This window comes from Erysipelotrichaceae bacterium 66202529 (assembly GCA_017161075.1).
Classification (GTDB): domain Bacteria; phylum Bacillota_I; class Bacilli_A; order Erysipelotrichales; family Erysipelotrichaceae; genus Clostridium_AQ.
The window spans coordinates 1,995,783-2,012,396 of sequence record CP046174.1 but is presented as its reverse complement, the minus strand read 5'-3'; the positions used below and the strand labels follow the sequence as shown (position 1 = coordinate 2,012,396).

Genomic DNA, 16,614 nt, shown 5'->3' with positions numbered 1-16,614 from the left:
AACCCTTGATGAATTGGGCATACTGATAATACATAAACAAATGATGATTAGACAAGATTCGTCATCTACTATCTATACCTGTCGATTTTTACTTACACATAATTCTTCACATTCCTAATAGTTCAGTACAGATCATTGCTGTTTCAACAAGCGATATTTATTAAACATCATTATACTAAAAAGACCGTAATACGAGGATTGTTTTATCCAAATATTACGGTTCCTTTTTGAGATTCGAGACCGTTTGTTGAATCAGCAATCACCTATTCCTAGTTACAGCACCTCAGATCATTGATAAAGCGGGTATCACTTTTCATTTAAATTCATGAAAATCACCACGTTCAATCAAATCTGAAGGATTTAAAAGGAATATTCCTGCTCTGCAAGAATCACTTGCTGCATCTCTCCTTATTTCATAGTCTATCGATCTCTCAATGCTTTCTTTTTCTTCCATACCGCCAGGATAGCGATACATACTACACTCATTTCGAACAGAGAGGTATAGAAGCTTATATTGGTTCGATCTCCTGTTTCTACACTACCTGTATCTTTGTTCTGCTCATCCGTATCCGGTTTATTTATATCTGCTTTGAATTCTTTATCCTTTACGGTGATCGTTATCGTCTTCGTTGTGGACGCTCCTTCACTGTCTGTTACTTTATATGTAACTTCATATGTTCCGGCTTTTGTCATGTCTACTGTATTCTTGGCGATCTCGATCTTAGCAGTGAGGTCGCCATCTTCCTTGTCAGTAGCTGTCACATCCTTCTTTGGATCAAATGTGTCTCCTACTGTAAGTGTTTTATCTTCTGCCTGAATAGTCGGAACTTCATTCAATTTTTCCATTTTTGGATTGACAGTGACTGTGATCGTCTTCGTTGTGGACGCTCCTTCACTGTCTGTTACTTTATATGTAACTTCATATGTTCCGGCTTTTGTCATGTCTACTGTATTCTTGACGATCTCGATCTTAGCTGTAAGGTCGCCATCTTCCTTGTCAGTAGCTGCCACATCCTTCTTTGGATCAAATGTGTCTCCTACTATAAGTGTTTTATCTTCTGCGTTGATTTCAGGGACTTTGTTTAATGGCTCCATCCTTTTCTTCCATGTTGCTACATATGTCGTAGAAGCGCTCACAGTCTCACTGATTTCAGGTGTCCATCCGGTAAAGAGATATCCGGTTCTTTCCGGAGTCCCTTTGAAGGAAGGCGTTTCAGCTCCATAGACCAGATCAGTCGTAATCTGATTTTCAAACACTTCTTCATCCTCTACTCCATCTGTATATGTTACAGTATAACGCGTTTTGACACCTTGTCCTGCCGGAATAGGAAAATAAACTTTTTCCCCATCTGCCAGTGTGATATATGTTTTTCCATTGAGTGGATACCATTTTCCTTCATCGAAATCAATAGCATCTGCATTCAAGGTCACTTTATAAGTTAATCGATACGTATAATATTTTTTATTTCCCTCAGTGGATTCTTCTGCATTCTCAAGCTTCCATGTAAAACCTTCTTCATCTTGTACGATCGATTCGGGTAATCCACTTACTGAAACGAATGGCGCAGAACCATCGAATACAGATAATCCTTTACCGTCAAGACCGCTCGTGATCGTTTCTGTAATCGCCTTAAACGCATCCACCAGATCATCAGAATCATCTGCATCATAAGCATTCTTCATTTCACTGGCAATATTGTTTTTTAAATATGCAGAGACTGTTGGTCCTCCCTGATAGGTCATTTCACGACTCGCACCGTAACAGATCGTATAGACAGTTGATTTGCCTTTGAGTGTTTTTGCTTCAGCAGCAGTAGCGTCGTTGATCGTTTCACTTCCTTTATCTCCGTCACCACCTACATGATATCTGGTGTTGGAGATGGTTACATGTGTATAAAAGATACAATTGATATCAGAGGTACAGTTCTTCAAATAATAAGTTGGTGCACCATCTGTCAGTACGATCGTATTCTTGCTCTCAATATCCTGAATCGCAGTATCATCAAATAGTTGGCTAGCCTGTTTGATACCTGCGTGTAGATTTGTTCCGCCATCCGCATATAATTGATTTATAGCATTATCTGCAGACGCTTTCCCATCTGCAGATGAAACATCCGTCCAATTTAAGATAATATTCGTGTTAGTAGCAAAATTCACGATAGCGAGATAACGTCCACTATCCGGCTCATCTCCTGCATACTTTTTAACGAACTCCTTGGCTGTGTTCTTTGCATTTATCAATCGTTGATAATCTCCCATACTTCCTGATGTATCTATCACGAGGATCGTTGCAGATTTCTTCGTGAGCTTGCTTAGATTTTGTTCTGTTACGACTTCCAAAGTAATATCGTAAGTGTTGTCGTCGTTTTCACTTTTGACAGCTGTTTTGTTAACGGAATGGATACCTTCTGGTAATGCTTGATCCAATTCACCCTCAACCCAAGTATTAGACTCGTTATAATAGCCGTTTTTAACTGTATCAGCATCGTTCATTGCCATTAAATCAGTTGGCAAAAACGATAAGCATAGGATACATGTAAGAAAAATACTAAAAAGTTTACTCATTTTCAATTTTCGCATAATTTCCCTCCTTAAATTTATCAATAAGTAGACTTTTTGAAATAAGTTATAAAAATTATTTATGTATGCCGATATTCTTATTTAAAGATAAAAAAACACTGGTAAAATTTGTAAATTTGTTTTAATATAGATGAAGAGAGGAGGTGTCAAAAGGTCTACTTTATGACACTTTGCTTTTCATCCTATATTCTTTTAAGCGTCTATAAAAGGTTGCTTTACTTATTCCGCATACTTTTAACACCTCCTCTATCGGAAGTTTTTTCTTTTCCCATTCGGAAACGAGTTTTCCAAAATTATCTGGTAATGCTATTTCTGGTCTGCCAAATTTTATTCCTTTTTCTTTGGCAACGGCAATACCCTGAGCCTGTCTTTTCCTTATATTTTCACGCTCATTCTGTGCTACAAATGATAGTATCTGCAACACAAGGTCAGCAATGAAAGTTCCCATCAAATCTTTTCCATTTCGTGTGTCCAGTAAGGGCATATCGAGCACACATATATCGATTCCTTTCTCTTTAGTTAGAATTCTCCATTGTTCCTGTATATCCAGATAATTTCTGCCTAGACGGTCTATACTCAGAATATAAAGTAAATCGCCGTATTTTAATTTTTTAACAAGTCTTTTGTATTGCGGACGTTCAAAACTTTTTCCAGACTGTTTATCTATGAAAATATTACTAGGAACTACGTCTCTATGTGTTAACTCAACTATTTGTCGTTCCTCATTCTGATCTATACTTGAAACTCTTACATATCCATAACTTTGTGCCATACTTCTTGGTCCTCCTTTTTGATGTAGTAATATATGAAACACTAAAAATAAAAAAACACCTCACCATAAAAGTAAAGTGCTTCGTCAATAAATATTATATTGTTTACAAGGAAAGTTTTTTCAAAGGAAAAACAAAAGAAAAAAGCAAAATGTTCCATCAGAAAATAATTTACTTTTAGAAGACATTATAAAAAAGATGATTAAAAAGGTAAATCAGCAATATAAAATCAGATTTCTGTTTTTCAATTTCTTTCCTTTTTATTATACACAATCATAACGCCATTGCATCTCAGATATTCAAGCAGTTTTCGTGTTTTTTTCTTGTAATCGTAGGTTGCTAATTCATCAGCAATTTCGGCTTCAGCACACTTTTCATATCTTATTTAAGTTATTTGCTTTAAACATTCAGTTTCCATTATCATTGTATTCTCTCCTCAACTATCTAAAAACTCCATGTAATGGCCAAATAGACAAAGTGAAGTGTCATGATGAAATATATGTGTGATAAGAGCTCTCCAATTTTTCTTAAAAAGAGGAGCACGAATAAGCCTTTGTGTCATGACCTTCACAAGTGAAAGCAATTAACTGTATTCTAATGATATGCTAAAAAGAAGATGTGTTCTTAATCTCGCTCTCTTTCCGCAAACGCTGAAATATATAAACGGAGATTCCGACTATACCTTTGGGCAATACGGAAAAAAGAGCAAGAAAATAACCCACACATAACATGAAGAATATATGAGCTAAGATATTAAAATATTCAGTTATGGTAGTACATGGGGCACTGTTTAGTCGTTCTTGAGTTTTTGGTAAATTGCTTAAAACACTTCATACACAATCCCTCGTATAATAGCATATAACCATTACCTTCAAACAATGAATACAACCTAATTTTGAAAACTGATTATTTCTTTTTCCATCATTGGATAAGATATGATTTTATCAGAATCTAAATCTTCCTTAAACATATCCACACCTATAATTTGGTGTCCGTTATACGTTGTGTAATAATATATTCCATTATACAAGTCGCAGCAAGAAGAATAGATGGTATATTCATATTCACCTTCACTCACCTCGCAAAGTCCCTTTTGCTGCTCTACTGATCCAAGGATATGAAAGAACTGACTCAAATCATTTTCGTCGCTTGTTGCATTGGATCGAGTAAAGGCAACACGAACAAATCGAGACGGACTTGATAAATCTCCAGGCAATCCAAATGCACCAAATCCGCGTGAATACGGGGCAAGATTTAAATCCTTTGAAAATGTATTTTCTGGTTGCTTATTGGTCAAATACATGTAGTCATTCAACCTAGAAATCTGTTCTTTAAATGGTGGATTGTTGGTTAAAACATGTGTAGGATTATCATATATATGCATACCATCTTTCATACATTCTATAACAATGCTGTCTGTGTCATCGCTAATCATATAATGCAATTGTGCAGGTGGAAGTTTACTGTTGAAGGCGGTATTCACTACATTAGTATGTTCAAGTAATTCCTTGACTTCTTTAATATTCGCACATTGAGACAATACCCATGGAATAAACTCAAAGGATGTAATGTTATCCCTTCCATCTACATGAGCATTAAAATATGTATTTCCGACAAAATTTAATCCTGCCATTCCTACTCCTTTTTCGTTTATGGCATCGTAGTATAATGGATAATCTCCTACAATATATGCCATACCTATTATAGCATAATGTTTTCCTTGTTTATTAGTATGGCGAAACTTAAAATTATAATTTCTGGGCGAAACGGTAATTTTCTCCCCATAGGAAAATTCGTAGTCTAAATTTCTTCCAAAAAATTGTTTAAATCTCAGTGCTGTACACATTGTTGATTCCTCCTTACGCTTAAGCTTAACATATTGAATTAGTACTGCTTACCAGAACTTCAGGGTAGATGAAGTCTAATTGTCTTGGATGCAATAAAATAATAAAACCTCTTTAATATAATGTGATTTTGAAGCCCTAGATTCTTCTTTTCTCAATTCTCCTCAACGTCATTCTGCTTACCATAATCATGTATATCAGCCATACTGACTTATTCTCTTACCATTGAGCGTCTTCCTGAAACACCAGAGGTAATCTAGCTTATGGCTAAGAAGATATGATTAAAAGTAGAGAAAATGGCACAGTCCAGACGGAGCCTGCAATTGTGTCAAAAAATATTTGTGATTTGAATATAAAAATGAAGCAGTTAATATTTCCAAATAACACACCCTATTTTTAAAATATAATGAATTGCTTTTTAATTTTTTTTGTTGTTTCATAAGATAAATCTCCTTTTAGTTCTAATCTCAATTTAAAAGCTGATTTACTACTAACAGGAATTGTTCTCCATAAAAGTTTTAATAACCAAAGGTGTGGTGGCATTAGTATTTACAATATTGTCATTTATATTCAAAGGTAACCAATTACATAAATCAACACTTGAATGGGACAAATATTTTTTGAAAATAGAATCTACTTTCAAAAGTATCTAATTTACTATTTTTACCCTGTCTCAAAGATGATTTGCTTGACATTTTTTCTTAATATTTGTATTATGATGATGTATTCCTTAGAATACACCTACTGGTTAGTTCAATCAAAGCATCCTTGTAGATTCATACGTGGATGCTTTTTTTGTCCTAAAAAGCAAATAAAGGGCGGAGATATATGGAATATAATTTTTCTCTTCATATGTCAAAGAAAGGAACTTTGACATATGAGATAAAAATCATCCTCAGAAAGTGTGTGATATTCTCACACGAAGGAGGAAAAAACTATGAAAGTATTTGGCTATGCCAGAAGAAGTTCGTCAGAAAAAAGTAAATCGAACTACAGCATAGAATCACAAAAACGTGTATGCAATGAGCTTGCTGCAAGAGATAACAGGACGATTGAAAAATGGTATATTGATGAAGGATATTCCGGAACAACCTTAAAGCGTCCTCACATGCAGGAAATGTTGAAGGCCATAGCTGCAGCGAATCAAGAAATAATCATCTATGTCTGGTTAGCATCCAGATTATCCAGAGATGCGAATCATTGCAACTCTCTTCGTTATGTTTTTAGCAAGTACAATGTCACCGTCATCTCTGATAATAGAGATTGGGCTAGTTTAGAAGATATCGAATTACATCCGGATAAGACGATCGGTCCACGAATCATTACACTTTCCGATGAAACAGAAGTGCATCGTGATCGTAAGAGAACACGTATAGGTCTAACCACATCAGCTTACAAAGGTAATTACACAAAAGGAGGAAAGACGCCACCTACCGGATATCTATTTAAGAATAATCCAGGTGAGAATGCTAAAGGAAGAAAAGTAGAAATCGATATTGCATATGTCGAAACGATGCTATATATCCTAACTCAGATTCATGATTACAAAAGATCATTGGACTCACTGGCAATCGAATTAAATTCCAAACAGGCTTGTGGAGTACACTGGTCTTATACAAAAATCTACAGAGCAGTCACGGATCCTATCATATATGGAAGACTCTTGACATCGTATGTTGACATACGAGATCATTCTCCGGCATATTGTTCACAGAAATATTACGAAGAGATACAGAAAATATTGCATGGGAGAAGGAAAGAATATCATTACAAATATCTATTCAAAAATCTAATCAAATGTGAAGACTGTGATTGCTGGTGTAGTGAGATTCCTACGATCCACTATCCGCGCAACGGAAATAGAAAAGGAAGAAGAGTCTATAAATATTATTATTGTCCTAGTTGTAAAAAGAGGATCAACGAACAGATCCTTTTAAATAAAATAATCCATCATATCAATGAAATTCTGGATGAGACTACGAATTTTGAAGTTGTAGAAGGTATCTCCAGAAGGATAGGCAAAATAGGGAAACGATTAAAATTCCTTGACTTTGAATATGAAGAGGGTTACCTCGATGATGATTCTTATATCGCAGAGCGCAAGAAACTGCTATCTAAGAAAAGGAATCTAGATAAGGATATGAAAAGATTGAGAAATAAAGCAATAAAAAAATTCAATGAGTATACATATTTAGAACAAAAACAGATCATCAAAAGATCATTCCTTTGTATTCATTTAGATTTAAATACCAAGACCATCATCAAAATTGAAAAATTAGAGAAGTGAATAACAGAAGGCAGATGCAGATATTGCCATTTTAATTTTTTGAAAAAAAGGTTTACAATTCTATATATAGGGTATAAAATGTAGTTGACCAGAGGTGTCGAGGTCGAGGAGATAATATTTTGTTTTATCATCCGTTCTCCCTCCATGTTACTAATTAAGTCGATATCTATCGGCTTTTTTTATACTTTATATATCTCTGACCACCAGCTTGACCAACAAATGGATAGAAAACATAACTCTAAATGTCCGCAAACAGAAGCATAGCAGCAACGATTCAACAAGCAAACTACTGAATGAGCTCCCTTTTTGAGTCCGTACAGACAACAGGAAAAACTAATCACAAGTCAAATCATTCCCTGTACAAACACATACAGGCTCGATTTGAAAATATTTTGCATCCAATGGAAACAAAGCAAGCAGGCTCACACCTGCTTTTTGTTTTATACCTGCTATTTTCTTCTCATGTTGTCCTTTTGATAAATACGGTACGTAGAACGCCCGGAACGCTTGGCTTCATAAAGCGCGATATCCGCATTCTGATACAACTGCTGAAAGTCTGTTCCATCCTGCGGATAAAAGGCGATCCCCATACTGCAGGATACGGTCCCTCTATCCGGATACATTCTGTTTAGCTTCTCACAAAGTGCTGCGATTCTTGGCTGAACATCCCTTTGCGAGGATATCCCGTTCAGAAACAGCATAAATTCATCCCCGCCCAATCTGCCACTGAAATCATATGCTCGAAGGGATGACGTTAAAATGCGTGCTGTATCCCTAATAACCAGATCTCCAAACTGATGTCCGTATGTATCATTATGCTGTTTAAATTCATCAATATCCAGCAAAATAAAGGCATGGCGCACCACATAGTCTTTCGTCATCAGGCACTCATTAACCTTACGGATGAAGGTCTCCCTTTTCAGTAAACCTGTCATTTCGTCTGTTTCAGCCAGTTTTTGCAGACGCATGGTTTTCTGCTTTTCCCGATCGATATTCAACGTCATCATAAACATTTTTATATGCCCTGTATATGGATCTTCCACCATTCGTACACTGGCGCGTACCCAGTAAACAGCATGCTTACTGCATCTTCTGTATTCAATTTCTGTTTCATTTTGTTCGTCATAAAACAAGGTGAGCAGACGGTTTCTATCAAAAAAATGATAAAACATCTCACGATCTGCCGGATATACAAAATGCTCTGCGATATATAAAACGGTTTCTGTATACCCCTTCAGATTTTCCAGATATTCAGGTGGTGTATCCCCTGCCCCTTCGATTTGCTGATCCATGCTCAGGTCATATTCATAATACCCGATGGTCTTTCCCTCCTGAGCCTGAAAATACTGTTTCCATTTGGAATAGACAAGCTCCTTTTCCCGCTGCTCTGTTATATCCTCACACGAGATAATGGAGCGTTTGGGTTTTCCATAGGTATCATATATCAGCTGATAATTTGCTCGGTACCAGCGAAAGCTGCCATCCCTTCTTCGCTTTTTCACCTCGGAAACACCTTCCGGTACACCATGCATCATCGCTGTATAAAACCGTATAAATTCATCAACACTATTCTCATCAATAATATTAGCGGCAATAATGCTTTGCGGAACTCCATAAACTGTATGAGGAAGATTAAATTCCTCACTCACCTGTTTTGGAAGCGTAAGACGGCGCTCCTCAATATCGAAGGTATACAGCATTTTATCCGTTAACTGAAAAGCCATCCTGCTTTCCTCCATACTCATACGCAGCTCATCCTCCAGCTTCTTATGCACTGCGATATCCATAAGTACACATAGGATACTGTCAGCTCTTGCCGGATCATACGTACAGCGCACCAGCAGCCAGAGCGGCTTCTGTGAGCGGTGCACTCCCTGATACTCCAACTCAAAAAAGCGCTCCTTATGCTCAATATACGTCATAACCTTAGCGTGCACTTCTGAAAAGACAGGCTCCGGTAAAATATAGCTGATTGAATGAAATCCGATGTCGTTTGCTTCCTCACAGGTGTAGCCGTATATATAATAAAAAAACGGATTTGCATACAGCAGAGTAAATTCCTCATCCAGCGCTACCCGGCAGATTCCACAGGCAAGAGAATGAAACATAGCTTGATATTGTTCTAAATTCGGCATACTACCACTCCTTTATGGACAAATCAGTCGAATTATTCCTTTATTCTACCACTATGTGTAAACTTTTTCTATCCCTGATAACTACAGGCTTTCTATGCAGCTATCAAGCAATGTGATTCCTGACGAATTTTCACCTGTTATCTTAATTCATCCTGCGTATACATATGAACGTATGGAAGCTTAAGCTTTCACGTTCACATGGGAGATAATATCGTGAATAACGTGCTGGCTCGTATAACAAAGCAGCTATTTCCAAAGCAAAAAGTGCTGCAGGAAGTGTTAAATCTTCAACAGAATAGGAAAAGACGCAGCTTCATCCAATGTGGAATCCTTTGCGTCTCATCAGTCATACTGTTTATTTTTTTCCTGTATGGAAGTCTTAAAGAGAATATGAATAGATTTCCAATTATCGCAGCATGGTTTTGGCAGCTATGGCAAGCACCTTCGGATTTCTGTTATATGGGGTAACCGGACATATTTTCTTGTCGATTCCAAGCAGACCATAGACAGCCATACGGGCAGCACGTACAGAATATTCCTCTGTAAATACCATATCCTCCGGAATCTCCACAAATTGTGAAATCATAGCGAAGTTTGTAGATCCGCTTGGTATCACCATAGGACGATCACTCATCGCCCTTGGCTGGAACTGGGAATCAATATACGGCATCATGCAAGGAATCACATTAACAACAGACTCCATGATATCCTTTGTACTTTCTTCAAAATGCAAATGATGGATCAATTCCATCAGGATTTCTTCCCCGCTGCATTCCCGCATCGGCTTTTTCACATAATCGCCAATGGCATCCGTGTACAGACCATATCCCCAGAAAATCGTCGTATTAGCATCCTGTGCCTTGAAATGCGGCTGTGCAGCTACAACAATGGACATCAGCCAGCTGGAATCCTTAAAGGTCATCAATGCTCCGCTGCCTGGAATATTGCCAGAGAACTGCTCGATCATCTTCAGCATTTTTGATCCCTTCATCGTGACAGTAAAGCTTTCCCAGTTTGTTTCTTCCGGTTTGCCAAAGAATGGTGTCGGATCACCCAGTACCGGCTTCTTTTCCGCCACTCTGCGCCATAGCTGTGCAGACATCGCCTCCTGCGGCTGATACGGGGCAGGTGTTTTGAAATCACCAAGTGTTGCGCAATCGGTCATGCAGCCATTTGTCATGATACACAGATCATTTTCCTCCAGATGGATAACACGCTGTTTCCCGTTTTCAGTTATATGGATATCGGTAACAGTGACACTGTCCTCCTTAAAGTCAAGATCCTCCACTACCGCACGGATACTGAAGTCAACGCCGAAGCCCTCCAGGTATGCCTTGATTGGCAAAATGACAGATTCATATTGATTATATGGTGTTCTGGTAACTCCCTCCAGCGTTTCAATACGCGGGAATTCCAAAATCATACGATTCATATAACGACGGAATTCAAATGCACTTGACCACTTTTGAAATGCAAAGGTGGTTTGCCACATATACCAGAAATTCGTTGTAAAGAAATGCGGGCTATCCTTGAACCACTGTTCAATCGTAACATTATCCAGCTTTTCCTCCGGTGTCGCAAGCAGCTTTGTCATCAGCAGGCGGTCTGTGTTATTGAATTGCATACTGCGAACATCCTGAATCACGCCATAGCGGTCAACCAATCTTGCCTGTGCATGCGTTGGATGCAGATGATCAAAGTTCAGTATTTCCTCAGTTACGCTTTTTCCAGGCCAGTCAAGGGAAGGAATGGTAGAAAACAAATCCCAGAAATTCTCATAGGTTTCCTCATTCAGCATTCTGCCGCCACGGCATACAAAGCCGTTTTGCAGGGTACCCGCTCCATCATTGCTGCCACCCAGCACATTCATACCTTCCATGATATGGATGTTTTCTCCATGAAAGCCGCCGTCCTGAATGAGATAGGCTGCGGCGGATAAGGATGCCAAACCGCCTCCGATCAGGTAAGCCTGACGTTCTCCTTCCCTTCCATTGCTAACCATGCATTGTGCATTTTGTTCTCTTTTTTTCACCACACTGCGGACAGCCGCAGTTGCCGCAATACCGGCAGCCGCAGCTGCAGCACCGGCTGCAATTTTCTTCGTTTGTTTCTTCATATGATATCCTCCTATGTCTTTCTATTGGATATACGGGTATAAAATGCTTTTCCGTATATGCTATCTGGTTTCAGTATACTGCTTTTTATATTGTATGTATTTATACAGATTTCATACTTTGTCTGATTTTCAAACAAGAAAAAAGCGAAGGGCATTCCCCTCCGCTGTCAGATATTCAATTTTTTACGCATACGCTCTGAATTACCGGCATACATCAGGGCTGTTTCCTTATCGATGCGACCGGCCTCATACAGCTTCATCAGACTTTCATCCATGGTGATCATCCCCTGATCCTTTCCTGCAATCATAGAATTTTCCAGCTGATGAATTTTTCCTTCCCGAATCTGCGTCCGGATTGCAGGATTTACAATCATGATTTCAAAAACAGGCACAATACTGCCGTCTATCGTCGGCACCAGCTGCTCACTGATTACAGCATGAAGCGTCATAGACAGCTGTACACGAATCTGCTGCTGCTGTTCGCTTGGAAACACATCGATCATTCGGTCAATCGTGTTCGCTGCTCCCATCGTATGTAGTGTAGATAAAATCAGATGTCCTGTCTCTGCAGCGGTGACCGCGGTGTTGATCGTTTCCAAATCGCGCATCTCCCCGACCAGAATCACCTCCGGAGCCTCACGCAGTGCGGAACGAAGGGCATTTAGATAATCCTGTGTATCGTGGTAAACCTCACGCTGGGATACAATGCTTTTCTTATGCGCATGCAGGTATTCAATAGGATCTTCAATCGTAATGATATGTACATTGCGGCTTTCATTGATTTTATCAATGATGCAGGCAAGTGTCGTGGACTTTCCACAGCCGGCAGGCCCACTGACTAGAATCATACCCTTTTTCACAGAGGAAAGGGAGGTTATGACCTTTGGTATATTCAATTCCACAGGATCCGGCAATTCAAATCTGACCACGCGCAGTACAGCAGCCTGCGAGTTTCGCTGCAGATAAACGTTGCAGCGAAAGCGCCCGACATCCGGTATGGAAAAAGAGAAGTCATCATCCTTTTTATTCAGAAAGTCCTCATAGGAATTCTGAAGTGCATAGCGATAGATTTCCTGTATCAGCCGTGCGGTATCCTTTGGCATCAGCCGTGTTTCCTGCATGGAGTGTATCTCTCCGTTTATTTTAAACGCATATGGATGTCCTGCCACCAGAAATATATCGGAAGCATTCATAGCGATAGCTTCCTTCAGCATCTGTTCAATCGTTACCATCCGATGCATCTCCCTTCGTTATTGTTTTCCAAGCCCTTATCAGCAGGCTCTTATTCTGCTTTTGCAATCTTAGCTGCAGCTGCTGATCCTCCTGAACCGGTATGTTGACAAGCAGCTCTGCCTGGCTCCATTTCGTTTCCATGTGGTATTCCTCCAGCAGCTTTTCTACCTGTTCCAGCTTCAGAAGCTGCTCCAGACGCAAATCCGCATGCTGACGCATCTCATTCACGAGCAGCTGTGCCCCTGTATCACTTCTTGCATACGCCTCCTGATACAGCTTTTCCCGCTGTGCGATTTTCTCATTCTGCAATGCCCGCGTATAGGATAACACAGATAAGATCATCATGCATAAAACGACAAAAATCATAAAGATGCTGGAAGCACCCAGACCGATCTGTATTCCCCGTTTTTCATTTCTCACTTCTGATTCCCCCTTCCAGAAGGAAGGGCAGACGCACCAGCTCCCTGTCCTTGCGATATATACAAAGCTCACAAAGAGTCATTTGACCATCCTTTGATGGCTGCTTCTGTGCTACGACCACACGGTAATAGCCTGCCTTTTTCGCTACACTGTTCCCATCCTCATCCAGATACAGCGTTTCTTTCTGCAGCTGTTGCAGCACAGCCGTCTCGTTTCTTTGGGCAATCAGATTTTCACCATACTGCAAAGCATTTCTCGTATCTGCAGCTATATCGTTTTTATCCTTTGCCTTACCCAGTACAAACACACAGATTGCACTGGCAATCGTGAAGAAAAAGAGAACAAAAATGAGCTCCATCAGAAACGATACTGATTTGTTTGCATGACTTTCCCGCATAGCGTTTCCTCCTTACTCACTTTTTACCTCCACGACGATACTGCCTGCCTTCCCCTGCAAATCGTGCAGGCTGACATGCAGCAGGCTGTTTTGCATCACTGCCTCAAAATCACGAACATCGAACAAGGCAGTACCTGCACGAAGCATCGGCTCCACTTCCTCACTCATATACAGCTCACAGAGCTTTCCTTCATATGCATAGATATACGTTACTGTTTTTTCCTTATGATTACGCAGCTCAATGGCCGTAGTATTTTCCAGCTTTGTAACACGGATACCGCCATCCTCATCTGCACTTCTGATTTTTGCGCGCACATAGGCAAGTGGTGTATGCTGACGTTCTGTCTGCTCTCCCTGTGCTATGATTGAACGGTAACTGCCTGTCTGAAACAGCAGCACCAGAAATGCACAGATCACAAATACGGTAAACAGCGATAAAGAAAACAGAATATCAATAGAATGTCGTTTCCTCATGGCTGCTCACTCCTTGGATATACATCCATATCCGGCATGATATTGGCTCCGATATACTGATAACGAATCCGATAGGCTGATTCCTGTACATACAGACCGTAATGCTTTTTCAGATATTCTAATGACTGCGGGTATGCACCTTCAATGCTGTAGCACTCCAGTGCCGCCTTCTGGATTGCTTCCTTTGCCCGTTGTGTATCCTCCTTGCCAAGTCCCTGATCTGTGGATGTGAATCCATAGACCAGAATGGATAAAATCCCCAGAAACAGCAACAGCTGCAGACTCAGCATAATTCCTCTTCGCCTCATCATCCAAGAGATGACATAATGCTCATCAGCGGCAGCATTACAGAGAGCAATATGATTCCGACAATCACAGACAGAAGAATTACAATAACAGGTTCAATCGTATTCAGAAAGGTAGAGATACTCGTATCCACATCCTTCTCATATAAGGAGCTGACCTTTTGCATTACCTCATCACTTTTCCCGCTGTGAAATCCGGTAATGATCATGCTTGCATAAACTCCCTGGTACAAGGCGGTATCCTGCAAACACTGTACAAAGCTTTTCCCCTCCTGCATGCCGGTTTGACACGCATCGATTTTATGCTGTGTGGCTGCATCATCCACCACATCCTGCAGATAAGTAAGCGCCTCCTCCATTTCATATCCACTGGTAATGAATAAGGATAATGCATAGGTTATCTTTGCCATCACCATATTATGGTAAAGCCGTCTGGTTATGAATAGACGGGACAGCAACGGCGTTCCCGATGCTTTTCTGGAGGACAGCACCATAACGACGACAGTCAGCAGGAGAACGGTCAATACAATAAAGGACACCAGAGCAAACACCTGTCCAAAGCGCATCATAGAGGCTGCACTTCCCTGCAGAGGAACACCCATATTCATTAAAACCTTCTCAAATATCGGCAACACCTTCCACACGATAATACCGACAACCGCCCACATCATGAGCAGCAGAATGGAGGGATAGGTCAGTGCCTCCTTCAGGGACTGCTTCAAATCACTGTTTCGTTCATAATATAGAGCAAGCTCCTTCATTACACTGTCCAGATGGCCGCTGATTTCACCGATTTCCACCATTTTCTTTGCATAGGTGTCAAAATACGGTTCCCCCTTTAATGCAGCGTGAAAGGAACCGCACTGCGGAAGCTTTTCCAACAGCTTACTGCAGGCTTCCTTCATATGCGGATTTGCAGTATCCTCCGAAATGATTTCCAGCCCCTCCTCGATTGACATGCCTCCCGCAAGTATCATCGACATTTGCGTACAGAAATCAAACATCTCCTCTGAACGTAACGTTGAATGTGTCATAGCATTCCCTCCTCTTAATAGTAATACTTATCTTCGTATTCATCCTTGTAATCAATATCGCTGGATGCAAAGGTTGGATCCATACGGCTCCATTTCTTTTCCTGCAGGAGGATATCCGGAGTAATCCAGCCCTTTCCTTTTATATATACCTCGATCCAGGCATGGTATTCAATGGTTGTATTACCGGTTACCAGACGGGTCGGTATCTGCTGGCTGCGCAGCATGGCAGTAAGCAGCGCTGCATAATCAAAGCAGATTCCCTTTTTGCTTTCCAGTGTTTCATCGACAACGGGAAGCACATAAATATCCTCGACTTCCTTCGCCTTTTTTTCATCATAGCTCACATTATCGACAACATAATGATAGAGTGTTGCGATGCGTTTCAGTACAGTATCATCATCCTTGGTCAATGCAAAGGCTTTTTTTACAGCCGCCGAATGCTGATCATAGTTTACCGTCTGATTCGGATACAGAAACGGTATCTGTTCATTTTCCAGTTTAACATCCAGTGACAGCGTTAAGGTGATCGTATAGGTTTTTCCGGAACGGTTTTCCAGCACCTTTACGAGATACGTACCGCTGCCTAATTCAAAGGGAAAGGTTTCATATTCATTTTCTTTTGTAAAATCATATGCAAGATTTCCAACACCGTCCTTGGTTATCTGTAGCCGCATGCGCTTTTCGGGCTTTCGCAAAAGCTTTGCCTGCAGATATCCGCTGGACGTATTGCTGTAGTCGATCTGTACAAGGCCTGTTGTGTCCACTGCCACCTGGTCTCCCGGACTCTTTGGCAGATGAAGCTCAGACATTGTCGGACTCGGTGATGTTTCATATTCGCTTGGATAATTCTTTTCGTCTTTCATGCCTGAACAACCACTTAATAGTAACAGGGTCATCATCGCGCACAGAAAACGTCTGAAGTTCATAGACATACCTGCTTTCTCCTCATTTCGATAATTATAGCATTGTTTTCATCTGGTGAAAAGTTTTCTTGACAGATTCCTACAATCAAAACAAAA

General features: G+C 40.1%; 13 protein-coding genes and 1 pseudogene. 1 reads left to right on the top strand and 13 read right to left on the bottom strand.

Features of this window, described 5'->3' with window-relative positions; genetic code table 11:
- Positions 1 to 313 precede the first annotated feature (313 nt).
- The 4 genes and pseudogenes from GKZ87_09495 to GKZ87_09480 form a co-directional block, all read right to left on the bottom strand.
- On the bottom strand, positions 314 to 454 hold the full coding sequence (locus GKZ87_09495; protein QSI25693.1) for a hypothetical protein: 141 nt from the start codon (positions 452 to 454) through the stop codon (positions 314 to 316).
- Between the two features lie 323 nt (positions 455 to 777).
- Positions 778 to 2,580: pseudogene (locus GKZ87_09490) on the bottom strand (VWA domain-containing protein).
- Positions 2,581 to 2,740: 160 nt separating this feature from the next.
- Positions 2,741 to 3,352 (bottom strand): recombinase family protein, encoded by a 612-nt coding sequence (locus GKZ87_09485; protein ID QSI25692.1) that lies wholly within the window; start codon positions 3,350 to 3,352, stop codon positions 2,741 to 2,743.
- Positions 3,353 to 4,239: 887 nt separating this feature from the next.
- On the bottom strand, positions 4,240 to 5,196 hold the full coding sequence (locus GKZ87_09480; GenBank protein QSI25691.1) for a linear amide C-N hydrolase: 957 nt from the start codon (positions 5,194 to 5,196) through the stop codon (positions 4,240 to 4,242).
- A gap of 935 nt (positions 5,197 to 6,131) precedes the next feature.
- Between GKZ87_09480 and GKZ87_09475 the strand changes: the two genes are divergently transcribed.
- Complete coding sequence (locus tag GKZ87_09475; GenBank protein QSI25690.1) at positions 6,132 to 7,481, top strand: resolvase; 1,350 nt, start codon at positions 6,132 to 6,134, stop codon at positions 7,479 to 7,481.
- Positions 7,482 to 7,930: 449 nt separating this feature from the next.
- Here GKZ87_09475 and GKZ87_09470 read toward each other — a convergent pair whose 3' ends face one another.
- From GKZ87_09470 to GKZ87_09430, 9 genes are all read right to left on the bottom strand, one after another.
- Positions 7,931 to 9,616 carry a diguanylate cyclase gene (locus tag GKZ87_09470; protein QSI25689.1) on the bottom strand — a complete coding sequence of 562 codons (1,686 nt, stop codon included), beginning with the start codon at positions 9,614 to 9,616 and terminating at the stop codon, positions 7,931 to 7,933.
- A gap of 406 nt (positions 9,617 to 10,022) precedes the next feature.
- The gene (locus tag GKZ87_09465) at positions 10,023 to 11,732 is read right to left on the bottom strand and encodes an oleate hydratase (GenBank protein QSI25688.1); all 1,710 of its coding nucleotides are present in this window, start codon (positions 11,730 to 11,732) and stop codon (positions 10,023 to 10,025) included.
- A 167-nt stretch (positions 11,733 to 11,899) separates the two neighbouring features.
- On the bottom strand, positions 11,900 to 12,964 hold the full coding sequence (locus GKZ87_09460) for a PilT/PilU family type 4a pilus ATPase (protein ID QSI25687.1): 1,065 nt from the start codon (positions 12,962 to 12,964) through the stop codon (positions 11,900 to 11,902).
- Complete coding sequence (locus GKZ87_09455; protein ID QSI25686.1) at positions 12,951 to 13,385, bottom strand: hypothetical protein; 435 nt, start codon at positions 13,383 to 13,385, stop codon at positions 12,951 to 12,953. Before GKZ87_09455 ends, GKZ87_09460 begins: the two co-directional genes overlap by 14 nt.
- Complete coding sequence (locus tag GKZ87_09450; protein QSI25685.1) at positions 13,375 to 13,782, bottom strand: hypothetical protein; 408 nt, start codon at positions 13,780 to 13,782, stop codon at positions 13,375 to 13,377. Before GKZ87_09450 ends, GKZ87_09455 begins: the two co-directional genes overlap by 11 nt.
- 12 nt (positions 13,783 to 13,794) lie before the next feature.
- Positions 13,795 to 14,256 carry a DUF4860 domain-containing protein gene (locus GKZ87_09445; protein QSI25684.1) on the bottom strand — a complete coding sequence of 154 codons (462 nt, stop codon included), beginning with the start codon at positions 14,254 to 14,256 and terminating at the stop codon, positions 13,795 to 13,797.
- Complete coding sequence (locus GKZ87_09440; GenBank protein ID QSI25683.1) at positions 14,253 to 14,567, bottom strand: hypothetical protein; 315 nt, start codon at positions 14,565 to 14,567, stop codon at positions 14,253 to 14,255. The genes GKZ87_09445 and GKZ87_09440 overlap by 4 nt, the downstream gene beginning before the upstream one ends.
- Positions 14,564 to 15,595 carry a type II secretion system F family protein gene (locus tag GKZ87_09435; GenBank protein ID QSI25682.1) on the bottom strand — a complete coding sequence of 344 codons (1,032 nt, stop codon included), beginning with the start codon at positions 15,593 to 15,595 and terminating at the stop codon, positions 14,564 to 14,566. Before GKZ87_09435 ends, GKZ87_09440 begins: the two co-directional genes overlap by 4 nt.
- 14 nt (positions 15,596 to 15,609) lie before the next feature.
- A complete protein-coding gene (locus GKZ87_09430) occupies positions 15,610 to 16,527 on the bottom strand; it encodes a transglutaminase domain-containing protein (GenBank protein ID QSI25681.1) in 918 nt (305 codons plus the stop codon).
- Positions 16,528 to 16,614 lie beyond the last annotated feature (87 nt).